The sequence below is a fragment of the Glutamicibacter sp. M10 genome (assembly GCF_025452055.1).
In the GTDB taxonomy this organism is placed as follows: domain Bacteria; phylum Actinomycetota; class Actinomycetes; order Actinomycetales; family Micrococcaceae; genus Glutamicibacter.
Window position 1 is genome coordinate 2158619 of the sequence record NZ_CP104918.1, and the last position, 25086, is coordinate 2183704.

19 protein-coding genes and 1 pseudogene are annotated in these 25086 nt (G+C 55.2%); 9 read left to right on the forward strand and 11 right to left on the reverse strand.

The genetic code is table 11. From position 1 onward, the window contains the following. Window positions 1-9 precede the first annotated feature (9 nt). Complete coding sequence (locus N6V40_RS10570; protein WP_262197587.1) at window positions 10-1464, forward strand: FAD-dependent oxidoreductase; 1455 nt, start codon at window positions 10-12, stop codon at window positions 1462-1464. Window positions 1465-1558: 94 nt separating this feature from the next. Here the strand turns inward: N6V40_RS10570 and N6V40_RS10575 are convergent, their stop codons facing one another. From N6V40_RS10575 to helR, 7 genes are all read right to left on the reverse strand, one after another. After that, window positions 1559-2683, reverse strand: coding sequence for an exonuclease domain-containing protein (locus N6V40_RS10575; protein WP_315973807.1), 1125 nt, complete (start codon window positions 2681-2683; stop codon window positions 1559-1561). Further along, window positions 2676-2798: an exonuclease domain-containing protein gene (locus N6V40_RS17690; protein ID WP_396267710.1), complete on the reverse strand. Its 123-nt coding sequence runs from the start codon at window positions 2796-2798 to the stop codon at window positions 2676-2678. Before N6V40_RS17690 ends, N6V40_RS10575 begins: the two co-directional genes overlap by 8 nt. A 142-nt stretch (window positions 2799-2940) precedes the next feature. Next, complete coding sequence (locus N6V40_RS10580) at window positions 2941-3384, reverse strand: DUF2871 domain-containing protein (RefSeq protein WP_262197588.1); 444 nt, start codon at window positions 3382-3384, stop codon at window positions 2941-2943. Next, complete coding sequence (locus N6V40_RS10585; protein WP_262197589.1) at window positions 3377-5473, reverse strand: MMPL family transporter; 2097 nt, start codon at window positions 5471-5473, stop codon at window positions 3377-3379. The genes N6V40_RS10580 and N6V40_RS10585 overlap by 8 nt, the downstream gene beginning before the upstream one ends. Before the next feature lie 111 nt (window positions 5474-5584). Further along, on the reverse strand, window positions 5585-6202 hold the full coding sequence (locus N6V40_RS10590; RefSeq protein WP_262197591.1) for a response regulator: 618 nt from the start codon (window positions 6200-6202) through the stop codon (window positions 5585-5587). Beyond that, window positions 6199-7446 (reverse strand): sensor histidine kinase, encoded by a 1248-nt coding sequence (locus N6V40_RS10595; RefSeq protein ID WP_131088359.1) that lies wholly within the window; start codon window positions 7444-7446, stop codon window positions 6199-6201. Before N6V40_RS10595 ends, N6V40_RS10590 begins: the two co-directional genes overlap by 4 nt. A 29-nt stretch (window positions 7447-7475) precedes the next feature. Further along, entirely contained in the window at window positions 7476-9620 is a 2145-nt protein-coding gene (gene helR, locus N6V40_RS10600; RefSeq protein ID WP_262197592.1) for an RNA polymerase recycling motor ATPase HelR, read from the reverse strand. Between the two features lie 451 nt (window positions 9621-10071). Between helR and ileS the strand changes: the two genes are divergently transcribed. From ileS to ndk, 4 genes are read left to right on the forward strand one after another with little or no spacing between them, the layout of a single operon-like run. Next, a complete protein-coding gene (gene ileS / locus N6V40_RS10605; protein ID WP_262197593.1) occupies window positions 10072-13332 on the forward strand; it encodes an isoleucine--tRNA ligase in 3261 nt (1086 codons plus the stop codon). Between the two features lie 56 nt (window positions 13333-13388). Next, the gene (locus N6V40_RS10610; RefSeq protein WP_131089774.1) at window positions 13389-14684 is read left to right on the forward strand and encodes a bifunctional folylpolyglutamate synthase/dihydrofolate synthase; all 1296 of its coding nucleotides are present in this window, start codon (window positions 13389-13391) and stop codon (window positions 14682-14684) included. Continuing rightward, window positions 14684-15118 (forward strand): DUF4233 domain-containing protein, encoded by a 435-nt coding sequence (locus tag N6V40_RS10615; protein ID WP_131088356.1) that lies wholly within the window; start codon window positions 14684-14686, stop codon window positions 15116-15118. The genes N6V40_RS10610 and N6V40_RS10615 overlap by 1 nt, the downstream gene beginning before the upstream one ends. 39 nt (window positions 15119-15157) lie before the next feature. Beyond that, on the forward strand, window positions 15158-15574 hold the full coding sequence (gene ndk / locus N6V40_RS10620; RefSeq protein WP_131088355.1) for a nucleoside-diphosphate kinase: 417 nt from the start codon (window positions 15158-15160) through the stop codon (window positions 15572-15574). A gap of 61 nt (window positions 15575-15635) precedes the next feature. On the opposite strand, the gene N6V40_RS10625 is transcribed toward ndk, so the two are convergent. The 4 genes from N6V40_RS10625 to N6V40_RS10640 all read right to left on the reverse strand — a co-directional run bounded on the left by N6V40_RS10625 (window position 15636) and on the right by N6V40_RS10640 (window position 19056). After that, on the reverse strand, window positions 15636-15803 hold the full coding sequence (locus tag N6V40_RS10625; RefSeq protein ID WP_262197594.1) for a hypothetical protein: 168 nt from the start codon (window positions 15801-15803) through the stop codon (window positions 15636-15638). Window positions 15804-16108: 305 nt separating this feature from the next. Continuing rightward, complete coding sequence (locus N6V40_RS10630) at window positions 16109-17392, reverse strand: AI-2E family transporter (RefSeq protein WP_262197595.1); 1284 nt, start codon at window positions 17390-17392, stop codon at window positions 16109-16111. A gap of 265 nt (window positions 17393-17657) precedes the next feature. Further along, a complete protein-coding gene (locus N6V40_RS10635; RefSeq protein WP_131088353.1) occupies window positions 17658-18242 on the reverse strand; it encodes a GNAT family N-acetyltransferase in 585 nt (194 codons plus the stop codon). A gap of 190 nt (window positions 18243-18432) precedes the next feature. Next, window positions 18433-19056 carry a vitamin K epoxide reductase family protein gene (locus tag N6V40_RS10640; protein ID WP_262197596.1) on the reverse strand — a complete coding sequence of 208 codons (624 nt, stop codon included), beginning with the start codon at window positions 19054-19056 and terminating at the stop codon, window positions 18433-18435. Between the two features lie 602 nt (window positions 19057-19658). On the opposite strand from N6V40_RS10640, the pseudogene N6V40_RS10645 reads away from it, so the two are divergent. The 4 genes and pseudogenes from N6V40_RS10645 (at window position 19659) to obgE (ending at window position 25086) form a co-directional block, all read left to right on the forward strand. Further along, a pseudogene (locus tag N6V40_RS10645) lies at window positions 19659-22531 on the forward strand (Rne/Rng family ribonuclease). 228 nt (window positions 22532-22759) lie between these two features. Beyond that, on the forward strand, window positions 22760-23068 hold the full coding sequence (gene rplU, locus N6V40_RS10655) for a 50S ribosomal protein L21 (protein ID WP_013349163.1): 309 nt from the start codon (window positions 22760-22762) through the stop codon (window positions 23066-23068). 48 nt (window positions 23069-23116) lie between these two features. Beyond that, complete coding sequence (rpmA, locus tag N6V40_RS10660) at window positions 23117-23371, forward strand: 50S ribosomal protein L27 (RefSeq protein ID WP_022875303.1); 255 nt, start codon at window positions 23117-23119, stop codon at window positions 23369-23371. A gap of 125 nt (window positions 23372-23496) precedes the next feature. Further along, entirely contained in the window at window positions 23497-25086 is a 1590-nt protein-coding gene (obgE, locus tag N6V40_RS10665) for a GTPase ObgE (RefSeq protein ID WP_131088351.1), read from the forward strand.

Consider the following 25086-nt stretch of genomic DNA (forward strand, 5'->3'; position numbering starts at 1 on the left):
AGTTGTTTGATGAGTGAAATTATCGTCCCAGAGCACCTAAACTCCCGCGCACTGCGTGTAGCCATTGTTGGCGCCGGTCCTGCTGGCATCTACGCCGCGGACCTGCTGAACAAGAGCCAGCCAGTCGCCTCGGGTGAACTGAAGCTACATGTAGACCTCTTCGATGAGTTGCCTACTCCTTTCGGTCTGATCCGCTACGGTGTGTCCCCGGATCACCCGCGCATCAAGGGCATTATCAACGCTTTGCACAAGGTGCTTAATAATGACTGGATCGATTTCTACGGCAACGTTGGCCTTGGCCGCGACATCAGCCTAGAAGATCTACGAGCACGCTACGACGCCGTGATCATCTCCACCGGCGCCCAGAAGGATGCGGACCTGAATATCCCAGGCATCGACTTCGAAGGATCCTTCGGCGGTGCAGACTTCGTTTCTTGGTACGACGCACACCCAGATGCTGATAAGAACTGGGATCTTTCGGCCAAGGAAGTTGCTGTTATCGGTAACGGCAACGTTGCCTTGGACGTGGCACGTATCCTCTCCAAGCACGCTGACCAGCTGTTGGAAACGGAGATTCCTGAGCACATCTACGAGCAGCTCAATGACTCCGCCGTGACCGACGTGCACGTCTTTGGCCGTCGTGGTCCAGCTCAGGTGAAGTTCACCCCACTGGAATTGCGCGAACTTTCGCACTCCAAGGATGTAGACATCGTCCTTTACCCAGAGGACTTTGAGTTCGACAAGGCTTCGGATGAAGCTATGAAGAGCAACAACCAGACCAAGACCATGGTCTCCACCTTGACCAACTGGCTCATTGAGCAGGAGGAACGTGAAGAGGAACCAAGCGCTTCACGTCGCCTGCACCTGCACTTCTTGCAGTCCCCAGTTGAGGTTCTCGGCGAAGACGGCAAGGTTACCGGTCTGAAGGTAGAGCGCAACGAACTTGATGGAAACGGCGGCGCCCGCGGCACCGGCGAGTTTGTTGACTACCCACTGCAGGCTATCTACCGTGCAGTTGGTTACTTCGGCTCCGCAGTTGAAGAAATCGAATACGACGGCGCCAAGGGTGTTCTTCCAAACGTGGAAGGCCGCGTTCTTGACGCAGCAGGTACCCATGTAACTGGCCTGTACGCTACCGGTTGGATCAAGCGTGGACCTATCGGCCTGATCGGTCACACTAAGGGCGACGCTCTTGAGACCATCACCCACCTGCTTGAAGATTTGGGCAACCTGGCTCAGCCAGAGTCGACAGAGTCGATTTCTGAGCTGCTTGAAAGCCGCGAAGTTGCTTACTCGGATTGGGACGGCTGGAAGACCTTGGATGAGCACGAGAAGGACCTGGGCGCGTCCGCAGGCACCGTCTCCACTCGCTTCGGTGACATCACCCGTGACCGCGTGAAGGTTGTAGAGCGTGAAGAGCTCTTGGAAATCTCCCGCGCAAAAAAATTAGCTGAGAGTCTGTAAGCTTTACCCCAGACTCTGGTGCTCAATGGCGGTGGCCGCTAGCAAGAAATTGCTAGCAGTCACCGCCATTGGTGTATTTGCCTACGTTCATGAGTTACAGCAGCGTCTTCCATAGATAGTCCTCGCCGACTACTGGTATTCCGTAGTCCCGGGCCTTTTTGGCCTTACCCGAAAGCGAGTCAGGGTCAGCGGCAACCAATAACGCTACCTTTTTCGTTATCGCTCTGTGTGGCGTGTATCCAGCGGAACTAAGCTTTGCCTCGATATCCGAGCGCGGTTGACTCATGTCTCCAGTTAAGACGACCAAGGATCCGGGTGCGATTCCTGCGCTCTGGTGTCCAAGCGGAGGACGCTTGTTGGATTCGAACTCAGCTGGCCGATCTCGAACCGAATCGATCAGTGTCTGCGGCAGTCCAAGCAAAGTGATGACCTTTTCGAGATCCTTGATTTTCTCATCGGTGAGAATTCCGTCTGAACAAGCGGTATCAACGAGCTGCTGAAAATAGATTTTGTGCAGTGCCAGAGCACGATCTTTGTCTAATCCGATTTCCTGAGCAGCTTGAATCAATTGCGATTCTTCGTGAGCTGAGAGGTATCGATCCATGAGTGCCAGATCTAGTAGCGCTAGATAGTTTTCGTCTGATCCAGTCCCGAGAAACTCGGGAAGTTCACCCGCCAGCTTTTCGAGAAAATGCTCTGTGGGTTTCTTGGAAGTCGATTGGCGAATCACGGGAACGATTCGATTTTGGGGTTCTGAAGAAAACCAGGCAGCGGCCGATGCAAATTGTAGTTTGGTGTCCCATTCGCGTTCGTCAGGATCTAGTTCCATGTAACGAGCCAGTAGCACCGCGGTAGCTGCGGCGTCACCTGCAGCGCTGTGGGAGTTTTGCAGTTCGATGCCAAATGAGTCGCAACAGTCCTGCAGAGACCGGCCAGCGCCCTGCAAATATCGATGCGACATTCGCATGGTGCAAATACCCTGGTCTAGAAAATCAACTGGAACAGGTACGGAAGTATTTCGGAATTCCGTTTCAAGGAATCGAGCGTCAAACGAAAGGTTCTGAGCGACTAGAACCGTACCGGAGAGCCTCCAATGGAGTTCTTCCGCGACTTGTTGGAAGGTCGGAGCGGCCAGTATGTCGCGACTCTGGATTCCATGAATTGATTGTTTGCCAAGGTCGCGCTGGGGATTTATCAGCGTTTCCCATCGTTCAACGATCTCTCCCGACCGACCGAGTCATGGTGACAATCGCAATTTCGGCGATGCGATCGTTGCCTCCGGGAAAGAGCCCTGTGGTCTCTGTATCTACAATCGAGAATAATGCGTTGTTCAATTTTGCCCCTCCGGAGAACGCTGTTGCCTCAATTTATAGCAGGGACACACCCCAGTATGGGAAGAAAACGTCTCAGGAAAGACAACAGCTCAGGCACTAAGTGCCTGAGCTGTTTCAATAGTCGCTTTTCCTTGGTTACCGTCTAGCTCGCAACCGCAGCCTTTTCGATGGTTTTGTCTTCGGTCACGTTACGGCGAAGCATGATGAACAGCAGGATCATGCCCGCAGTGATTGACATGTGGCCTAGACCCGCGATGCCAGAGATCATGGCAGATGATTCAATTCCTAGCACGGTCATGATGCCGTGGGTTAGCTGCATGCCGGCGGTCAGAACAACACCGACGTTGTAGGTACCCATGAACCATGCAAACATCTTGCGGTGCTTGCTCAGCGTGAACGCCTTTTCCAAAAGTAGGACCAACAGGAGCATCATGAAGCCGAGCATCAGCAAGTGTGTGTGCACTACCGAGAGCTGGGTTGCCTGGCCTTCGGGGAAGTGATTGATTTTGGTGAATTCGCGGTAGAACAATCCTGAAGCGACGCCGAGGATCATGTAGATGAAGGAGAAGTTGACGAGCTTACGCATTGATTTCACTTTCTTTGAGAGCTGATGAATATGCAGTAGCTTCTGCAGAGGACGATGATTTGCCGAATATTGGTCGCTTGGCTGAACCCAATACGGAGAAGAGCGCTGGGAGCAATAGCGTTCGGACAACAAAGGTGTCGAGTAAGACGCCAAGTCCGACAATCAAGCCCAGCTGACCCAGCACGGTGAGCGGCAAGGTAGCCAACGCTGCGAAGACTCCCGCCAGAACCAAGCCTGCGCTGGTGATCACTGACCCGGTGCGGCTTGCTGCCTGCACTACTGCTTTGCGGAGTTCAAGGTCTTGAGCGTCTTGTTGGACCCGATGAGTGAAGAAGATCGTGTAGTCCACACCCAACGCCACCAAGAAGACGAAGGCGAGGAGTGGAACCTGAACGTCCAGGGCCTTGGCGTCAAAGACGAGTGAGGAAACCAGTGAGCCTAACCCAACGGCAGCGGCGGCACTGAGCAGGTTTACCAACCCTAGTGCTAAGGCTGTACGCCATGACCGAGTGAGCCATCCGAGCATGACCAAACAGATGATCATGATCAATGGGGCAATCACATACAAATCACGCAAGTGCATTTGATGTGAGTCCAATTGCGCAGCGGTTTGTCCGCCAATGAGTACTTGCTCTTGATCTGCGGTAAGCGTGCGAAGCTCGGTCACTAGCTCATTCGCCGCAGCTGAGTTTGGATCAACTTCGGGAATGACGGAAATCTGCTGCCAGTCCGAGGTTCCTACCTGCGTTGCAGCGCCCACACGCTTCACGTTCTCTACTCCAGCGAACTGACTGTTCAGCGCATCAACTTGATCTGCATGAGCAAGGACCGTAATTGGTTGGGCTTCGCCGGCCGGGAAATGAGCCGAGAGTTGTTCCATCGCAGTAGCCGACTGTGTTGGCGTACGGAATTGTTCCGTCTGCGACAAACCGATTCGAGTTCCGGCCAGCGCGCTAGCAAGTACCAGCAAGAGAACTACCAAGGCAGTCAGGTTCAGTCCGGGACGAAGCATTACTACTCGTGCTGCACGTCCGAAGAAATTCTCTTTTTTGATTTCTGTTCCGGGGCGAGGGATCAATGGCCAGAAGGCTTTGCGTCCGCTCATTGCAAGTACGGGAGGCAGAAGTAATAGAACAAAGAGTGCAGCGATCAATAGTCCGGCCGCGCAGACAATACCTAGTCCACGAGTGTCGTCCATGACGGCTAGGCCGAGGGTCAATAGCGCAAGGACGACGGTGAGGTTTGAAGTCAGGATGGCTACGAGGCTGGAAGTCCATGCCTTGCTCAGTGCCTGGCGATGGTCGTCGGTCTTGTGCAGTTCGTCGCGGTAGCGCGAGATCAACAACAGAGCGTAGTTGGTACCTGCACCGAAGACTAGGACACTGAGCACGCCCGAGTCGAAGCTTAAGCCCCAGAGGTTGCCCAACAGATTAGCTACCAGCGAGGCGCTACGGTCGGCTATGCCTACAACGGCTAGCGGAAGCAACCACAGCACAGGCGAACGGTAGGTGAGGATGAGCAGCACAGCAACGATGCTTACGGTGACTGCCAGCAAGGTGAAATCGGCCCCTGCGAACGCATTGGTGATATCTACTGCGAAGGCGGTGGAACCAGTGACTCGCAGATCAAGACCCTGAACTGGATTTTGTTGAATCCAATCACGGATATCCTGCAGTGTTTGTTTGTCTGCCTCGGTAGACACCGTGCTCCAGGAAAGCGGGAGCATCGCTGCTTGCTCATCATCGCTGAACAAGAAGCGACCACCGGTAACCTTTGCACCCTCGGACAGTGCCTTGCTTTGGCTGTCTAGGGCGCTCTTGTCTTGATTAGTGAGAGCAGAACTATCAGCCTTCGTGGCGACCAATAGGGCGGTGGTGTTGTTGGAGGTGGTGTTCTCATCCAAGATCTGTTGAACCTTGGCCGAGTCTGAGCCGTCTACTAAGGAACTGTCAGAACGGGCTGGAGCTTCAAGACTGCTGAGCGCTCCAAAAAGAATTGCGATACAAACGATTATTGCGCCGACCCAAATGCGGGCGCCGCGGCGGCTGGTCAATGACTGAGCAACCCGAGATATAACTGAAACTTTCATAGTTCCAGTTAACGAGAATTTGCCGTTCGATCCATCGTGGAATGAGCTGAATAAAAGATCAACCGAAAGGTTGAGACGGGCATTGGCGTGTTGTTCTGGCCCAGGGGCGAACTAGAGCAGACCGTGGTCCTTAGCCTTATTGATTGCGTCGGTTCGTGTGGTTGCCTGGAGCTTGTCGAAGATGTGCACCAAATGCGTTTTGACCGTAGCTTCGGAAACAAAGAGCGCTTTAGCGATCTGTTTATTGCCCGCACCGGTAGCGAGTTGTAAAAGCACGTCGCGTTCACGAGCAGTGAGTTCCACTTTGGGTCGGCGCATCCCTTCAACAACACGCAGCGTCATTTCTGGGGCTAGCACCATGTGACCGGCAGCGGCTTGTCGAAGGGACTCGACGATGGTCTGAGCGCTGACGTCTTTGAGCAGATAACCGCAGGCCCCAGCTTCAATACAAGCTAATATCTCTGAATCTTTATCAAAGGTCGTCAAGATCAATACTTGCGGAGCCTTGGGAAGTTTACGGATGGCAGCGGTAGTTTGTGCACCATTCATGCCGGCGCCTAAACGCAGGTCGCACAGCACCACATCAACCGCCGTGTCTTTGACGAAGCCCACGGCTTGCTCGCCGGTGGAGACCTCGCCGACAACGTGGATATCCGCATAATTATCAAACAATGCGCGAAGGCCAGTGCGAACAATCGGGTGGTCATCAACGAGCAGGATCTTGATCATGAGTTGTCCTTTGCAAAGTGCAGTGGAAGGTGAGCGCAGAGGGCAGTACCCTCGCCAATGGCGCTCTCTACGTCCAATCCTCCGCCAAGTTCATTAAGCCGACGGTTCATGGCGGTGAGCCCGAAGCCACCTACGGGCGTATTGTGTTGCAGTTTGCCAGTCGGTGGGGTGAAGCCGCGCCCATCATCGACGATGTCTAGGCGTACTTCGTCGTCACTGTAGCTCAAGCTGAGCACCACAGTGGTGGCCTGTGCATGGCGTCGAACGTTGGACAGGGCTGACTGCGCGGTACGAAGCAGGGCAATCTGCAGGCTTGGATCGAGCAGGGGTAAACCAGGCTCAATATCTACTCTGCTCTTCACCCCGGAATCTGTTGCGAAGTCATCAAGGATGCGGGAGAGGGCTCCGGCGAGCGCTTGGGAATCAAGTTCTGCTGGAGCCAGCGCGGCGATGATTCTGCGGAGGTCTGTCAGGGACTGCCCGGAGAGATGGTCGATCCGTTCCAAAGCCTCGTTGGCAGCATCGAGGTTGCTTGCAGCGCTTGCGGCTTTTGCATGTAACCCGATTGAGGAAAGCTGCTGAGCAATGGTGTCATGGATTTCTCGGGCCAGCCGAGTACGCTCGGCTGCTATGCCTGCTTCATGCTGCGAACGGGCCAGCTCCTCTTGTAAGGCTGATGTCTCTTCTTGAGCACGCATCAGGGAGTTGACCAATGAGGTGCGCTCCTGCGCATCGCGTTCCATCTGTAAGTAACCACGCGAGATGCCCCAAGCGAAAAGGCCACCGACCAGTGGGCCCGCCGCCGCGGCAACGCTGAGTTCCCCGTGGTGTAGAAAGGGTGCGATCAATGTGAATGCGTAGACCACAACGGACCACAGTATGGACGGTACAAATGGAAGCTGGTGTCCCAGCAGGAGCCAGAGGCTAAAAGCTAGCCACATGAATTCTGCAGAGACAAACAGGCTGACTATCCAAATGGTCAGGAGGATTGCTAACCACCAAGCGGGCCTGTTGATGATCTTGTTGTTGGTTAATGGAATGAACCCCATGGCGTACCAGCAAGCAAAAAGTACCGAGACCAGGACGGCCGCCCAAAGATGCTCTGGCGTTGAGACTTGTCGCAGCATCGCAATCACCAGCAGTATGGCCGTGACTAGATGCTGACCCCACAACAGCACCCTTGGCGATGCCAAGGAATGCTGCTGGATCTCTAGGTCCAGTCGTTGTGGCTCATTAGTACTCATGAATGCCAGCCTACTAAAGCTGTGGCTGACTACTGGTCTGTGAGCACTACCAACTGGGCAGTTGCCCGGGTCATCGAAACGTACCGCCGAACTGCGCCCGATAGACCGGTGCCAAAGTTTTCGGGTTTGTAGACAGCCACAAAATCGAATTCAAGGCCCTTGGCATTTTCTGGCGAAAGCGAGCTAACCCGGTTGGATGCAATGTAGGCAGGGTGGCCGATAACAGCTGCTGTACCTTCTGGATGATTGGCCAGCCATTGCTCAAGAATCGACGTCAGCTGTGTTGGGCTGGCGAAGCGAACCGACTCTCCATCAGATCTCAGGGAGTCAGGAACGTTGGCATCGGGCATCTGACTGTGTATCTGCGTGGCAGCAACTTCCATGATTTGTGCGGTGCTACGGTAATTCACCCGTAGCTGCGAGACCGTGGCATCTCTGATCCCGAGATGACTCAGGCGTTCCTCCCACGAACCGGTGAAGCCTCTTGATGCCTGGGCCCGATCTCCAACAATCGTTAAACTGCCCGAGGGGCATCGGCGCAAGATCATGGCCCACTGGACGTCAGTCAGATCTTGTGCTTCATCAATCACGACATGTGAGTAGGGTCCATCGAAAATTTCCGTTTCGGAGTCGGCTTCAAGATGTTGGTTCAGTAGTTGCTCTTGAAGATCTTCGTGGATCAATTGAGAACTCAAGTCCTCTTTATCGTCAGCGGACTGCACTAAATCACTGATCACACTTTTCCACTGTTGACGTTCTGCCCGCACCGTCGCTTCACGGCGCTGCCGCTTTGATTCGTTGGCGGGATCACCGATCAGCGAGCGAGACAAGTCGATCAGCGGAATATCGGCATTGGTCCACGAACGTGTTGAGGGAGCGGCGAGTAACTTCTTGATGTCGTCATCGCCCAGCTCTACACCGCTATAGCGCAGCAGCGCTGGTGTCGTATACAGGCTGCGCAACAGATTCATTGGATCTAGTAGTGGCCAGTACTCATTGAGGTGGGCAGCGAGGTCGGTATTTCTTTCGAGCTCATGGCGCAGGGTCTGGTGCAATGATGCTTCGATGGCTAGGTGTGGCAGAAGCAGTTCAATCAGTGCCTCGCGTAGTTGAACTCTTGCTTCGTTATGAGGCGTAGCGGAGTCAACCATCGATACCGCGTTGCGCCACAGCTCAGGCGAAAGAGTAACTTGGCCGTCAGTGAGTTGAATTTCCAAGCTGGTATTCGGAGGTAATTGGAAAACCTTCACCGCTCTCTGGACAGTATTGAGCATCGAGGTACTGGCCTTGATACGAATGATGTCCGGGTCTGTCTCGGCAAGCACCTCACCCTCAATCGAAACTATGTTCGAAAGCGTTGAGATTTGTACTTCCTCCTCGCCAAGGTTGGGCAGGATATCGGAGACGTAGGCTGAATAGGCTTCGTGTGGACTGACAACCAAAATCTTGCCGCCTTGGCTGCGCAAGCGCGGATCCGCATAGAGCAAATAAGCCGCCCGGTGAAGAGCGACTACGGTTTTCCCGGTTCCGGGCCCACCATCAACTACCAGTGCACCTTTCGAGCTGGCGCGAATGATTGCGTCTTGATCCGTCTGAATGGTTGAGAGGACATCTTGCATCTTTGATGTCCGAGTGCTTGAGAGCGAAGCGAGGAAGGATGAGCGATCATCTAGTTTTTGATGCTCGGACAGTAGCGATGAATCAAACACTTCATCCCAAAAATCGGTGATGACCTGACGGCGCCACCGATAACGCCGGCGTAGAGATAAGCCACAAGGATTTTCATGTGTCGCTGCGAAAAATGGTTCTGCAGCCGGTGCGCGCCAATCGAGCATCAGTTGCTTGCCTACGGCATCGCTTAGCCCAACGCGGCCGATGTACTGGCGCTCGCCGGTAGTCGTGTTTTGCATGAACCCCAGGCAGGCAATGGGCCCCATGCGGTCAAGCTGGCGAAGCCTTTGACCTAACTCGTTGAGCTCAATGTCGCGTTCTAGGGATTGTTGCAAGTTGCCGGCGTGGTCTTTCCCGCGACGGGCGATGCGCTGCACGGTTTCGTTGCGCAGTTCTTCTACGCGTGCGGCGATCTCATCTAAGCGTTGCTGATCTTCGTCGAGGGCGGTGAAAGGTTCGGTGTCGGATGATTTTTCGGAAATCTCAAAGTAGCTGATGCTCATGGCTCTTTCTGGCACGGTGACTCCCGGATGTGGGTGATGCTCAAAGGGGAAGTTATTGATTATGAATCATGGGTAGGGCCTTGCGGCAAGGCCCCCTCAACGCGCTATTCTGAAAATGTAGGAAGTGGCGCAATGGGTTTTACTAGCTATTGGTTGTGAGCCTTAACTCACTTCACGCCATGGTGATCAGGGGAATTTTCACCACAACAATGACACGGTAGGATAGAACTACTCAGGTATTGATCCGGCTATCACCGGGGAGCCTTCGGAAGAACGGCGGTACTGGCTTGCCAGCACCACCTAGTAGAACCGAACGGGACCAGCCCGTCATAGCTGATGACAAGTGGTTCTTCACCAGTAGGTGAGGAATAAGCGGGGTGGTACCGCGGCATTTCTGCCGTCCTCGTAGGCAAGGAATTATCGACCCTACGCTTGAAGGACGGCCCATTCGATGAGCTTTTACCCGAAGGTCACCACTGACCCAACCGGTTCGACCCCGGCTTCACCGCGATTCCCAGAACTTGAGAAGCGCGTCCTCGAATACTGGAAGAACGACGACACTTTCCAGGCCTCCATTGATCAGCGTGAGGGTGAAGAATTCGTCTTCTACGATGGCCCTCCGTTCGCCAATGGTCTGCCACACTACGGCCACCTGCTTACCGGCTACGTCAAAGACCTTGTAGCTCGCTACCAGACCCAGCGGGGCAAGCGCGTTGAGCGTCGCTTCGGTTGGGATACCCACGGCCTGCCAGCCGAGCTGGAAGCCATGAAGCAGCTGGGCATGACGGACAAGAAGCAGATCGAAGCCATGGGCATCGATAAGTTCAACGATGCCTGCCGCACCTCGGTGATGAAGTACGCCGACGAGTGGAAGCAGTACGTCAACCGCCAGGCTCGCTGGGTAGATTTTGAGAACGACTACAAGACCCTGAACGTTGAGTTCATGGAGTCGGTTATCTGGGCTTTCAAGCAGCTCTCGGACAAGGGCTTGACCTATCAGGGCTTCCGCGTGCTCCCGTACTGCTGGAAGGACGAAACCCCACTGTCCAACCACGAGTTGCGTATGGACGACGACGTTTACAAGAACCGTCAGGACCAGACCGTCACCGTTGGTTTCACCATCCTTGCCGGCGAAACCGAAGCCTCCAAGGCTCTTGCTGGTGTGCAGGCACTGGCCTGGACGACCACCCCGTGGACCCTGCCAACCAACGCCGCACTGGCAGTGCACCCATCGATCGAGTATGTTGTCGTTCCAGCAGGCGAAGCTGGAGTTAAGGCTTCAGCCGCCGCGGGCCCATTCCTGCTGGCCAAGGACCTTTTGGGCTCCTACGCCAAGGACCTGGGCTATGAGGATGCCAAGGAAGCTGCCGCTGCGATCACCGCCACCTTTGCTGGTGCTGATCTTGCTGGCGTACGCTACCAGCCACTGTGGGATACCTACACCGACACCGAAAAGTACGGCACACAAAACGCATGGCAGATTGTCACCGCCGACTACGTCACCGTAGCTGACGGTACCGGCATCGTTCACCAGGCTCCGGCCTACGGTGAAGATGACCAGAAAGTCTGTGAAGAAAACGGCATCCCTGTCATCATCTCGGTAGATGAAGGGGCCAAGTTCCTCTCCGTCTTTGCCGGCGGCCCGCTGGCTGACATCGTTGGTGTGCAGGTCTTTGACGCCAACAAGACCATCACCAACGTGCTTAAGGATGAAGCCAAGCTGATCAAGCAGGCCTCCTACGAGCACTCCTACCCACACTGCTGGCGTTGCCGTACCCCGCTGATCTACCGTGCGATCTCTTCCTGGTATGTTGAGGTCTCCAAGTTCAAGGACCGCATGGTCGAGCTGAACGAGCAGATCAACTGGATCCCAGGCAACGTGAAGCACGGCCAGTTTGGCAAGTGGCTGGAAAACGCTCGCGACTGGTCCATCTCGCGCAACCGCTACTGGGGTTCACCTATCCCAGTGTGGGAATGCACGGGAGCAGAATGCACCCACCGCGAAGTCTTTGGCTCATTGGATGAACTGAAGAACTTCTTCGGTCGCCTGCCACTGAACCACGAAGGACAGCCAGATCTACACCGCCCATTCATCGATGAGCTGACCAAGGCTCACGAAGGCTGCGCCGAAGGCGGCACCCTGGTGCGCGTAGAAGACGTACTGGATGTCTGGTTCGATTCCGGTTCGATGCCATACGCCCAGGTTCACTACCCATTCAACAACCAAGACTGGTTTGATTCCGGACACCACCCGGCTGACTTCATCGTTGAGTACATCGGTCAGACCCGTGGCTGGTTCTACACCATGCACGTGCTTTCCACCGCGCTCTTTGACCGCCCTGCCTACACCAACGTGATCTCCCACGGCATCGTGTTGGGCTCAGACGGTCAAAAGATGTCCAAGTCCTTGCGCAACTACCCGGATGTTAACGAGGTCCTAGACCGCGATGGCTCCGATGCGATGCGCTGGTTCCTGATGGCTAGCCCAATCCTGCGCGGCGGCAACCTCGTTGTCACCGAACAGGGCATCCGTGATGGCGTGCGTCAGGTACTGCTGCCACTGTGGAATGTTTGGCACTTCTTCAACCTCTACACCAACTCCGCGAACAACGGGGCCGGCTACGAGGCTAAGCGCTCAACCAGCTCCACCGACCCGCTGGATCAGTACATGCTCGCCGCGACCGGCCAGCTCGTTCGTGATGTCACTGTTGCTCTGGACACTTACGAAGTCTCTGACGCCACCGAAGCTGTACGCCAGTACATGGATACCTTGACCAACTGGTACGTACGCCGAAGCCGCCAGCGTTTCTTCGATGAAGATACCCAGGCCTTCGACACCCTGTACACCGCACTGGAAACCTTGGTGAAGGTCACCGCTTCGCTGCTGCCTCTGGCCAGCGAAGAGATCTACCGCGGACTGACCGGTCAGCGTTCGGTGCACATGACCGATTGGCCAGATGCCAACGAGTTCCCAACGGATGCCAGCTCGCTGGAAACCATGGAAACCACTCGCAGGATCTGCTCGGTAGGCTCCTCACTACGTAAGGCTAAAAACCTGCGTGTGCGTTTGCCACTGGCAGAACTGAAGATCGTATTGGCTGGTGCTGCACGTTTGGACGGTACCTACGCTTCGATCATCAAGGATGAACTGAACCTGAAAGCCGTGACCTTGATCGACGCTGAAGGTGTCGACGCAGCTAGCTACGGCATCAGCCAGCAGCTGGTAGTCAACGCTCGTGCCGCCGGTCCACGCTTGGGCAAGAATGTGCAGCAGGCCATCAAGGGCGCCAAGTCCGGTGACTGGTCAGTGACCGATGGCGTGGTGACCGCTGGCGGTCTGGAACTTGTTGAAGGTGAATACACCTTGGATACCGTCGTAGATGCAGAAGGCGATATCGCTGCCGCAGTGATCGACGGCGGCTTCTTGGTATTGGACACCGAGGTGACCGAGGCGCTGGCTGCTGAAGGCACCGCACGTGACATGGTTCGTTCCATCCAGTCTGCCCGTAAGGATGCAGATCTGCAGGTTTCGGATCGCATCCAGACGGTGATCACTGCTAACGCGGCCACCATCGCAGCGCTAGAAGCTAACCGCGAATTGATCTCCGGTGAAACTCTCACCGCGCAGCTTGAATTGCGTGTTGATGAAAACGCCAAGGCTGAAAGCGTAAGCGTACAGAAGCTCGACACCACCACAGCAGAGGCTAACTAGTGAGCGAACTAAATCGGGTTTACGGCCAGTTGCTGGCCCGTGCTCCAGAAAACAAGATGGAACCTCGGATGGATCCGATGTTCCGTGCCATGGAGTTCCTGGGCGAACCAAACAAGTCTTGCCCGGTCATTCACATCACCGGTACCAACGGCAAAACCTCGACTGCACGCATGATCGAGTCACTGCTCGGTGCCCATGACCTGCGCACCGGGCGGTATTCCTCGCCGCACCTAATTTCCGTCACCGAGCGAATCAGCATTGACGGGGATCCTGTTGATGATGAAACTTTCGTTCGCGTCTGGGACGAGATCTTGCCCTTCATCGAACTTGTTGATGCTGAGCTTGTCGAGCGCGGCGAAAACAAGCTGACCTACTTTGAAGCGGTCACCATCTTGGCCTTTGCCATCTTTGCTGAGGTACCAGTGGACGTTGTGGTGCTAGAGGTTGGATTGGGCGGCATCACCGATGCCACCAATGTTGCCGATGGCGATGTCTCGGTTTTCACCCCTATCTCGCTGGATCACACCGACCTGCTGGGGGACACCACCGAGCTGATTGCTGAAGAGAAGGTGGGGATCCTCAAGCCAGGCGGATACCTAGTTTCTTCGGTGCAGCCTACCGATGCCGCTGACGTATTGCTTGCCCGTGCGCGTGAGCTGGAAGTTCCTGCAGCTTTTGACAGCTTGGACTTCAAGCTTTTGGAGCGTAAGTCTGGTGTGGGTGGACAGCTAATTTCCATTCAGGGACAGGCTGCTCGTTACGATGAGATCTTCCTGCCACTGCTTGGTGCCCACCAGGCACAGAACGCAACCGTGGCCCTTGCTGCTGTTGAGGCGTTCCTTGGGGGAGGCCAGCGCGAGCTGAACGCGGATCTAGTGCGTCAAGGCTTTGCCGCGACCTCCAGTCCGGGTCGCCTTGAATTGGTACGTAGCGCACCAAGCATCTTGGTAGATGCTGGACACAATCCTGAGGGAATTCGCGTTTCTGCAGATGCAATCAAGGAATCATACGGGTTCACCCGACTGGTACTCATGGTTGGCATCCTGCAGGAAAAGGACGCAGAAGCAATGCTCTACACCATGCGTGAAGAGTACGGCGACATGGTTGAGGACCTTTGCATCACCCAGTCTTCCTCGCCTCGTGCCATCCCAGCCGGTGAGCTGGCCACCCTAGCCATGAACGCGGGATGGCCTGAAGAAGACATCCACGTCACTGAAGATCTTGAAGATGCCGTGGAATGGTCGGTGGGTCGCGCTGAAGCTGGAGAAGATCTCGGCGGCGGCGTCTTGGTCACCGGTTCGATTACACTGGTGGGCGAAATTTCATTGTTGCTCAAGGGAAGTGAATCGTAATGGCCAAACTCACCCGTGCACAGCGCGAGTGGCGTCCTGGTATGAAAAAGAAGCAGCGTTCTACAAAAACGATGTTTGCTTCCACCGTGTTGGTCTGTGAAGCCCTGCTGGCAGTATTTGTCACCTTGGCTGCATTTGGTCTCAAGCGTGGAGGAGAACCTGCTGTGGTGCTCGGCCTTGGCGCCGTCATCGCGTTACTGTGCATTCTTAACTGTGCGTTACTCGGAAAGAAGATCGGATTCATCATCGGATGGGTCTTGCAGTTGGTCTTTTTCCTCAGCGGATTTATCTTGGTCGATATGTTCTACCTCGCCGCGGCCTTCGCCTTGTGCTGGTGGTACGCCCTATCCAAGGGTGAAGAAATTGACGCTGAGAATCGACGTCGCGCCGCAGCCCAAGAAGCTTGGGACCAAGCGCACCCCGAACAAGCCTAATAACCTAGAAATACATCAACGATACGAAGAGGTAGTCAAATGACTGAACGTACACTGATCTTGGTCAAGCCAGATGGCGTCAAGCGCGCCCTGACCGGACAGATCCTTGCCCGCATTGAAGCCAAGGGCTACACCATTGTGAAGCTGCAGCAGCTGGAAGCTACTCGCGAGCTTTTGGCCGAGCACTACGCAGAGCACGAAGGCAAGCCATTCTACGAGCCACTGGTTGAGTTCATGCTCTCCGGTCCTGTTGTAGCCATCGTTGCTGAAGGACAGGGCGTAATTCCTGGCTTCCGTTCGCTAGCTGGCACCACCGATCCAACCGCCGCAGCACCTGGCACCATCCGTGGCGACTTCGGCCGCGACTGGGGCCTGAAGGTTCAGCAGAACCTCGTGCACGGTTCGGACTCCGTTGAGTCAGCAGAACGCGAAATTGGTATCTGGTTCGGCAAGTAAGCTGAACATGAGAAATCCCGGCAGATCGATGATCTGCCGGGATTTTTGCCTTGGCCAATTTCTAGAGCCAATCGTCGAGGCTCTCAGCGCTTGGAGGGGCAGTGCTGCCGCCTTGATCTAACTGTTGCTCCTCAGGTATTCCAATCATCACGACCTGATGATGCTCGGCCAAGGAGTCGGCTAGATGCGGGAAGTCATCATCTGTATTCCCTTTCTCAAAATTCAACATACACAATCCTTCCAGTGGCTCTTGCCGCGTTATCCCGAAGCTGACTGAATCTGGATCAGGAACTGCAATACCGTGGTTTAAGTGAAGCATCCTGGGATGGAAAGCCTCCCTCACATAAGTCACATTAAACACAAAGCCTAGTCTCGTGACAACGATACTCAGGGAAGAAAATGACTACCAGCGTGATTAGTTGACGTTTTGCGGAACAAATCGACCCAGTCAAGAACAGGGTAAAGAAAAGCTCTCCGGAAGATTTCCCTGATTTTTCAGGGATGATCTTCCGGAGAGCTTGTCAACAAAAACGGCTACCCTTTGGCCTCTTCGGACGAGGTGTCTTCAGCGCGATCGGCCTTAGCCAACGCTGCATCCTCTTCCTCGATCTCAGCTTCCGTTTGGATATCGGCGCTGGCCGCAGCAACCGGATTGGATTTGTCTCGCCCTGTCCAAACCTTGATCACAGCCCACGCTGCAGCTACCAGGGGAACAGCTAGTACCGCACCGATAATTCCAGCCAGCACGGTGCCGCCGGTCAATGCGAGCAGTACGACTAGTGGATGCAGGTTCAGTGCGCTGGCCATGACAACCGGCTGTAGGAAGTTACCTTCCAGCTGGTTCACCACGACTACCGCAGCCAAGACGATCAAAGCGACTACCGGACCATTGGTCACCAACGCGATCAAGGTGGCAAGAATGCCGGCGACAGTGGCACCGACCATCGGAACAAATGAACCGAGGAAGACGATGACACCTAGCGGGATTGCCAGCGGTACACGGACAATCAGCAAGGTCGCGGTGATACCAATGGCGTCAACGGCAGCAACCGTTGCGGTGCCTCGAATGTACCCGCCGAAGGTGTGCAAGGCGCGGTCACCGGACTGGATCCACTTGTTGCGGTAGTGATCAGGAGTCCATGAAACGGCGAATGCCCAGATACGATCTCCGTCCTTCAGGAAGAAGAAGAGGATCACCAAAAGTAGAACTAGCCCAGTCAAGAAGCTGCCGGCAGCACTAAGCGTATTTAATGCGCCCGTGCCGAACTGCGAACTGGTCATGAAGCCAGTGACAGTCTTTACCGCTTCATCAATTTGGGTCTGATCAATTGTGATTGGCAGATTGCCAATCAAGCCTTGAACCATATCGTTGAGCTGGTTGAAACCCTGTACGGCCTTATCTACCAACTTTGGCCATTCGTTAATGACAGAGAAGACTAGCCCGGTTCCGATGCCACCGAGAACCAGGAAGGTCCCAAGGAAAACAATCCAGGCCGAAAGTAATGGCGAAAAGGTCTTGCGCAGTTTCACTACGAGAGGCCACAGTGCACAAGAGATGATCACGGCCAACAAAGTTGGGATCACGATCATTGTCAGGCGCAGCATGCCCACAATAAGGAAGGCGGCAAGTGTACCGACGATGAGTAGCTGGGCACTGCGAATACCTAGTCGTCCTAAGAGATCACTCCAAAGTCCACTGACAGTAAAGTCAGGCTCGGTATCTTTGGCGACTAGTTGCTGGGCTCCGGATGCTGCTTTTGCTGGATTTGTTTGCTTCTTCTTTGGCGCTTGGGCTTTGCCCTTGCCGAAAAAAGCCATTGTTGCTCCTCGTAGCTTGTACTAAGTAGTTCTAACAATAGGCCAACGAGTTGACGAGCACCTAGGCCGACACCTCAGGGCAGGCTGAATCATATTCAGCCTAGGTTTTAGCCGAAAAATAAGGTACTGAAGGCTGTCGATTGATTATCCGTGCGGGGTAACCGTGCGCTGGAATCCGGGGTCAGCGGACAGTACGTAGTTAAGGCAGTCAGGTGACCGTCCCAATGCGGGATGATCACCTGATGAAACCTATAGGCTGTGACTTTTAGGCCTTGAAGTATTCCTCGGCCAGTAGCCCCATGACTATCTTGTCGTGGAACGAGCCATCGTGGAATCCTGCCTGGCGGATTCGGCCTTCCTCGTGGAAACCGGTACGAACAAAAGTGCGTAAGGCTCTCTCGTTGTATGCCCAGACGTTCAGGCCGATCCGGTTAAGACCCATCTCGCGGAAGCCGTAATCAATGATCATCTTTGTTGCCAACGTTCCGTAACCCTGACCTACGTTAGACCCACCGATCATGATCATCAGCTCAGCGGATCGTGCTGGAGCGTTGTAGTCATACAGTGCGGTGTGGCCAATTAGCGTGTCATCGGGAAGCGTGATCGACAGGCCAACGCCGTCGGTGGTGCCCCGGTTCAGGCTACGTGACTTGAAAAGTGTGGCAGCTTCATTGACCGGGTGGGGGAGTACGAGGCTTCCTTGGAGAGCCATGAATTCTGGACTGTTCCACCATTGGGTGAGAAAAGCGAGATCATCCTCTTGTAGCTCACGCAATCGCAATTGGTCTGAAATCAGTAGATCGATTCCATAATTTTGAGCATTCTCTGTGTTCCATTTGTCACTTGCCATGTACCTAATCTACCGGTCTTTGCTGTGGAGAATTTGAAAAAATCGCGGAGCGCGTAGTCCTGCACGTGCGTAGTTGAGTTATGTCACTGAACTCAACACCACCAAATCAACAAGGCAGTTAAAGCCAGCCGGGTCGTTGCTAAGGCAACGACCCGGCTGGCCAAGACTATTCGAGATGGCTAAAAGCGGATTAGCCGAAGAACGCATTAGGGAAGCGCAAGACGATGGAAGCGGCAACTAGGATCCACAGAACTGCGGTAATGATCCAGCTCCACTCGGTGAAGAATCGCTTGACCGCTGCACCTGCCGGAATAACGCCGGTGACTACGTTGCGCGCTGTAGTGAAGACAAAGAGTGGAATCACCATGACCCACACAATCATGCAGTATGGGCACAGGGCATTGATTTCATAAAGAGCCTGGGACCAGAACCAAATGACCAGGCCCATAGCTGCAGTTACGCCTACTTGGAAGCAGATCCAGAACCAGCGTTTGAAGTTTGTTGCACCCGCCAGTAGTACGGCACCAATAGTGAGTACAATAGCGAAGCAGACAATACCGAAGAATGGGTTGGGGAAGCCGAAGATTCCGGCTTGCGCAGATCGCATCACAGTGCCACAAGAAATCCATGGATTGATGTCGCAGCTGGTGACGTAATCCGGGTTCTTGTACAGCTCCAAGCGCTCTAATACCAAGATTCCGGCAGCTAGCCATGAGATGAATCCGGTAATTACCAAGAGCAGCCCGAAACCGCGTTCTCTAGCCCACCAAGGCAACACGCCCGGGTTTTGGCTCTTTTCTAGTGATGAAACCATGTTTCGACTATTCCATAAATTTGTAGGAAAGCGGGAGTTTCCGCTTTGAGCCTTTTCATCTTAAGGAGCAATTCTGTGGAACTGATGAGAAGCGGTGAACGCGGTGTGAACTATATATGAGAGAATAGTGATGGTTGCTCGCGGATCCACAGTCTGCTTTCAACCCGACGACAGACTTTTGAAACAACAGATCGCCTGGCGATGCATCGCTTCGGTTGAGTGCCCAATACGTGCGCCTCCCGAGGGAATACCGCGGATCGTAGGGCTGCAAAGGAAAGCAGCCGGTTTTCATAGGCCACGTTGATCCGCAGGAATTGCGTCCAGTTCTATTTCAGAGCTAGTGGCAATCTTGCGGAAAATAGCGAGCTTTTGTGTCTGACCGATAGTAACTAGTCGGCCAAGAGACACGTGATGATTGTAGTTTCAGCGGTGGCGCCGTCTGTGGAGGATGCCTAAGCGGGACAAAGTAGGAGTACGCGAATCTAATGAGCGCAGCAAATCAACGAAAGGGCGGGGCGCAAGGTAACAAGCGAGGCAATCGTTCAACACGTGCCCGTCGAACCAGCGTTTCAACCACACCAGCGCGACCACTGCGTCGTGCAATGACCTTGGCAGAACTCAACGCCGCAGCTGGCGTTGAAGAAAGCCCATACCGCTGGCGAGCGACTCGCCGCACCCAGGTTTCAACCCCTGATTCAACCAAGCGGGCCAACCGTCAGGCTGAGCGTAAAGCTCAGGTTGCACGCCACGCTGCCAGCGACGAAGCAGTCGAGCAAGCAGCCACCCGGCAAGAAACTGCGGATCAGCAAGAACTAGCTAGCGCTGTTGTTGCACCTGCAGAAACTGCCGAGACTGCGCAGACTGAAGAAACTGCAGTGGCTGATGCTCCGGCTCCAGTAGTAGAAGACCACACCGGTCAGCTACTTGCTGAACACGGCAGCTCCATGATCCTTAACCCATTTGCTGTTCCGGAAACCGCTCAGGCAGTTCTGGCTCAGGCCGTGGCTAAGAAGCATGAACCAGCACGCCGTGAAGCGCTGGACTCCGATGCTGAGGCCGATGACGTAACTTCACGTCGTCGCCGCCGCCGCCGTCGCGGAGATGTGGACTTGGAACTTGAAGGTGGCTCACAAGATGATCCACCCAACACGGTCACCCGAGTTCGTGCCCCACGTGCCAGTGTGGAGAGCCACGGCGCAGCCAGCGACCAAGTAACCTCGGTGCGCGGTTCAACGCGTCTTGAGGCAAAGCGTCAGCGTCGCCGTGAATCCCGCGAGACCGGCCGTCGCCGTCAGGTAATTACCGAGGCAGAGTTCTTGGCACGTCGCGAGTCGGTAGAACGCAAGATGATCGTTCGCCAGCGCGAGGACCGCATTCAGATCGGTGTCCTAGAAGACGGTGTGCTTGCAGAGCACTTCGTTTCCAAGACTCAGCAGGATTCGCTGATCGGCAACGTTTATGTTGGCAAGGTGCAGAACGTCTTGCCATCCATGGAAGCAGCTTTCGTGGATATCGGACGCGGCCGTAACGCTGTGCTGTACGCCGGTGAGGTTAACTGGGATATCGCTGCCCTTGAAGGTCAGCCACGTCGCATCGAAAACGCGCTGAAGGCCGGAGACTCGGTACTCGTTCAGGTCACCAAGGATCCAGTGGGTCACAAGGGTGCACGCCTGACCAGCCAGATTTCCTTGCCAGGACGCTACTTGGTCTACGTACCAGGTGGTTCCATGACCGGCATCTCGCGCAAACTGCCAGATGTTGAGCGCCAGCGCCTGAAGAAGATTTTGAAGGATCACCTGCCAGAAAACGCCGGCGTCATCGTACGTACCGCCGCTGAAGGTGCCTCCGAAGAGGAGCTGACCAACGATATTAACCGTCTGCGTGCGCAGTGGGAAGGTATCGAAGAGCAGTCCACCTCGACCAAGACCCTGGCTCCGGAGCTTCTGTACTCCGAACCAGATCTGACCATCAAGGTAGTCCGCGATGTCTTCAACGAAGACTTCACCAAGCTGATCGTCTCCGGCGAGCACGCTTGGGACACCATCGAGGCCTACGTCATGTACGTAGCACCAGATCTGATGGGACGCTTGGAAAAGTGGGAATCCGACGAGGATATCTTCGCTAACTACCGTGTTGATGAGCAGATTGCCAAGGCGCTGGACCGCAAGGTCTACCTGCCTTCGGGTGGTTCGCTGGTTATTGACCGCACCGAAGCGATGACCGTCGTTGACGTGAACACCGGTAAGTTCACCGGCTCCGGTGGCAACCTTGAAGAGACTGTGACCAAGAACAACTTGGAAGCAGCCGAAGAAGTTGTTCGCCAGCTGCGCTTGCGTGACATCGGTGGCATCATCGTTATCGACTTCATCGATATGGTCCTTGAGTCCAACCGTGATCTTGTCTTGCGTCGTCTTGTTGAGTGCTTGGGTCGAGATCGCACCAAGCACCAGGTAGCCGAGGTGACCTCCTTGGGTCTGGTCCAGATGACGCGTAAGCGTATGGGCACCGGATTGCTGGAAGTCTTCGGTGAAGAGTGCGAGCATTGTGCTGGCGCTGGTGTGATCACTCACGAAGAACCAGTTGAGTCGCGTCGCACCTTCAACTCGGCCGGCGAAGTTCAGGTAAAAAGTTTAATGAAAAGCCTGCTCGTAATTCCCGTCGCCGTCGTGGTGGCGAGAAGGACGAGACCAAGCCAGCTGCAAAGCAGGAGAGCACCGTAGACGGTGAGAAGGATGAAGCCGCGCGTAACGCGTTGGCAAGCATCGCTGCTGCCTCGCACCTCGAAGTACACGCTGAAAATGCGGTGAACATCGAAGGTGACCAGATTCCTGTGATCAAGACCAGTGTGCAGCCTGACGGCGACATCTCGGTCACCCTTGAAGCTCTCGAAGCGGCCCTACCGGGCAAGGACGAGTCCGATGAGGATAATGAGGGCGGGCGCAAGCCACGTCGTCGTTCACGCTCACGGGGACGTAACCGTTCCCAGTCGGAGAATGAGACGCAGGACGCTAAGGTTGATGAAGCTGAATCGAGCACCGAAGAGGTACAGTCGGTAGCGGTTGAAGTTCATCAGGAGCCAAAGGCTGCCACGCAGCCTCGCAAGCGCTCACGCCGTGCTTCACGACCACAGGACGCAGGAGCGGCGCAGTCGCAGCAGGACCAGCCGGTATTGACCGGTCTGGCCATGCCGGCAGCAAACGCCCCTATCGCCTCTGAGATCAGCACCCCTGCTGAATCAACGGCCACCGTTAGCGCGGTAGCCCCACAGAGTTCCACGAAACCGAAGCGACGCAGTCGTCGAGCCACCTCGGCTCAAGGCGACGCGAGTGCAGAAGTTCTCGTGGCTGAGGTATCCGAAGCTACCGGTTCGGTAGTTCAAATGGATGTCTCCAGTTCGCACAAAGAAAAGCCATCTGAGCCTGCCGGGCAACCGGTAATGCTCGGAGTGGGTGTTCCGGTACGCGAGCTGAAATAGATGAACTTGGTCACGCTTCCCCCGCTGGGGCACTTTGTATTTGCCCCAGTGGTGTGGACTAGCGTAATCTAGTTGATCGGTGCTAAACGCCAAGATCACGGACTTTCCGTCCGCTCGGCGTCAAGGCACAAGCGCATGAGATCCCCGGGATTCGCATCCTTTATTGGGTGTTCGGGTCGATATCTGCGCCGGTAAGACAATAAACGTCGAGTAGAAGTGAGTACCCACGTGGTGTACGCAATTGTCCGCGCAGGCGGCCACCAGGAGAAGGTTTCCGTTGGAGACCTCATCACCGTTGACCGTCTTCAGGCTGCCCCAGGCAGCTCCATCGAGCTTCCAGCTTTGCTGTTGGTAGATGGCGAGAAGGTTACTTCCGCAGCTGCTGATTTGGCTAAGGTCACGGTCACCGCTGAGGTTGTAGAAAACCTTCGCGGCGAGAAGATCGTAATCCAGAAGTACAAGAACAAGACCGGTTACAAGAAGCGCCAGGGCTTCCGTGCCGCTCTGACCAAGGTCAAGGTCACCTCGATCGCCTAATTGGGCCGATCGTAATATCCATTTTTGTAGCGAAAGAGGCTAAAAGGCATGGCACATAAGAAAGGTGCGAGTTCCACTCGCAACGGTCGCGATTCCAACGCACAGTACCTAGGCGTAAAGCGCTTTGGTGGTCAGGAAGTCAAGGCTGGCGAAATCATCGTTCGTCAGCGTGGCACCCACTTCCACCCAGGCGCCGGCGTAGGCCGTGGCAAGGATGACACCCTGTTCGCCCTGGCTGCTGGCGCAGTCGAGTTCGGCACCCGTCGTGGTCGCCGCGTGGTGAACATTGTTGCCGCAGCCTAATTTAGGCAACAGGCAAATTTTTTAGTACACAAGGGGTGGGCCGTTATTCGGTCCGCCCCTTGCGTGCATAGTTAGACTTTTCTGCGAGCACAGCTCGCAACCCCGTACTAGGAGAAGATGGCCCCGTGGCTGCATTCGTTGATCGCGTAACCCTTCATGTCACCGCAGGTAATGGTGGCCACGGTTGTGTGTCCATCAAGCGCGAGAAATTTAAACCGCTTGGCGGACCCGATGGCGGCAACGGCGGCAAGGGTGGCGACGTCATCTTGCGCGTTGACCCTCAGGTCACCACGCTGCTGGACTTCCACCACCTGCCACACCGCAAAGCCGGCAACGGCGAGCCAGGCAAGGGTGGACTGCACCCAGGCAAGCACGGTGAGGATCTGATCCTTGGCGTGCCTGCAGGTACCGTAATCAAGACCAAAGATGGCGACATCCTTGGTGACCTCATCAACATCGGGGACGAGTACATCGCGGCCCTTGGTGGCATGGGTGGTCTGGGCAACGCGGCAATCTCTTCGGATAAGCGCAAGGCTCCAGGCTTCGCATTGCTGGGTATTCCAGGAACCGCTCAGGACATTGTCCTTGAACTGAAGTCCATGGCAGATATTGCTCTGGTGGGTTACCCATCGGCTGGTAAGTCTTCGTTGATTGCCGCTGTTTCTGCAGCGCGTCCAAAGATCGCCGACTACCCGTTCACCACCTTGGTTCCTAACCTAGGCGTCGTTCAGGCCGGCGAAGTCCGCTTCACCGTAGCCGACGTGCCAGGACTGATCCCAGGTGCTTCCGAAGGCAAGGGCCTGGGACACGAGTTCCTGCGCCACGTAGAGCGCTGTGCAGCCATTGTGCACGTCTTGGACTGTGCCTCGCTGGAATCAGATCGTGATCCACTGACCGATCTGGATATCATCGAAGCCGAGTTGGCCAACTATGAAGCCGACTCCACCTTTGCTGGAACTGACGGCACGATCGTTCCACTGATCGAGCGCCCAAAGCTGATCGCCCTAAACAAGATTGACATGCCAGACGGCGCCGAAATGGCTGAATTTGTCCGTCCAGAGCTGGAAAAGCGCGGATACCGTGTCTTTGAGATCTCGGCACTCTCGCGTAATGGATTGCGTGAACTGTCCTTCGCTATGGCTGAATTGGTAGAACAGGCGCGAGCCGAACAGGTTGTCGAGGCACCAGTTGTTGAGGTGCCAGTGATCCGTCAGCGTTCTTCGAAGCAGGAAGAGTTCTACATCCGCCGCGAAGAGCAGAACCTTGAGCCACTGTGGCGCGTTATCGGCGAAAAGCCTGAACGCTGGATCATGCAGACTGACTTCCGTAATGATGAGGCAGTTGGCTACCTAGCCGACCGCCTAGCAAAACTGGGGGTAGAGAACAAGCTATTTAGGGCCGGTGCCAAGCCTGGTGACGCTGTCATCATTGGCTCCGAAGAAGATTCCGTGGTCTTTGACTGGGAGCCAACTATGGCTGCCGGTGCTGAACTACTCGGCGGAAGCCGACGTGGTGAAGACATCCGTCTGGAAGACCGCGGAGATCGCAAGACTCGCGAAGAAAAGCGCGCCGATCACGAAGAGCGCAAGGCCGCGAAGGCTGAAGCTCGTGCAGAGCTTGAAGCTGAACGCAAGGCCGGCATCTGGACTGAGTCGGTGAACGCAAAACGCAACAAGAAGGCTGCACCACCGAAGGCAGCCCAGGAGGAAAATTAA

Excerpts from the sequence above, each read along its gene's own strand:
- N6V40_RS10585 (WP_262197589.1), bottom strand. The coding sequence starts at position 5,473 with ATGAAAGTTTCAGTTATATCTCGGGTTGCTCAGTCATTGACCAGCCGC.
- helR (WP_262197592.1), bottom strand. The coding sequence starts at position 9,620 with ATGAGCATCAGCTACTTTGAGATTTCCGAAAAATCATCCGACACCGAA.
- N6V40_RS10580 (WP_262197588.1), bottom strand. The coding sequence starts at position 3,384 with ATGCGTAAGCTCGTCAACTTCTCCTTCATCTACATGATCCTCGGCGTC.
- N6V40_RS10570 (WP_262197587.1), top strand. The coding sequence starts at position 10 with ATGAGTGAAATTATCGTCCCAGAGCACCTAAACTCCCGCGCACTGCGT.
- N6V40_RS10640 (WP_262197596.1), bottom strand. The coding sequence starts at position 19,056 with ATGGTTTCATCACTAGAAAAGAGCCAAAACCCGGGCGTGTTGCCTTGG.
- N6V40_RS10615 (WP_131088356.1), top strand. The coding sequence starts at position 14,684 with ATGGCCAAACTCACCCGTGCACAGCGCGAGTGGCGTCCTGGTATGAAA.
- N6V40_RS10630 (WP_262197595.1), bottom strand. The coding sequence starts at position 17,392 with ATGGCTTTTTTCGGCAAGGGCAAAGCCCAAGCGCCAAAGAAGAAGCAA.
- N6V40_RS10590 (WP_262197591.1), bottom strand. The coding sequence starts at position 6,202 with ATGATCAAGATCCTGCTCGTTGATGACCACCCGATTGTTCGCACTGGC.
- rpmA (WP_022875303.1), top strand. The coding sequence starts at position 23,117 with ATGGCACATAAGAAAGGTGCGAGTTCCACTCGCAACGGTCGCGATTCC.
- N6V40_RS10625 (WP_262197594.1), bottom strand. The coding sequence starts at position 15,803 with ATGTTGAATTTTGAGAAAGGGAATACAGATGATGACTTCCCGCATCTA.
- ndk (WP_131088355.1), top strand. The coding sequence starts at position 15,158 with ATGACTGAACGTACACTGATCTTGGTCAAGCCAGATGGCGTCAAGCGC.
- N6V40_RS10595 (WP_131088359.1), bottom strand. The coding sequence starts at position 7,446 with ATGAGTACTAATGAGCCACAACGACTGGACCTAGAGATCCAGCAGCAT.
- N6V40_RS10635 (WP_131088353.1), bottom strand. The coding sequence starts at position 18,242 with ATGGCAAGTGACAAATGGAACACAGAGAATGCTCAAAATTATGGAATC.
- N6V40_RS10610 (WP_131089774.1), top strand. The coding sequence starts at position 13,389 with ATGGAACCTCGGATGGATCCGATGTTCCGTGCCATGGAGTTCCTGGGC.
- ileS (WP_262197593.1), top strand. The coding sequence starts at position 10,072 with ATGAGCTTTTACCCGAAGGTCACCACTGACCCAACCGGTTCGACCCCG.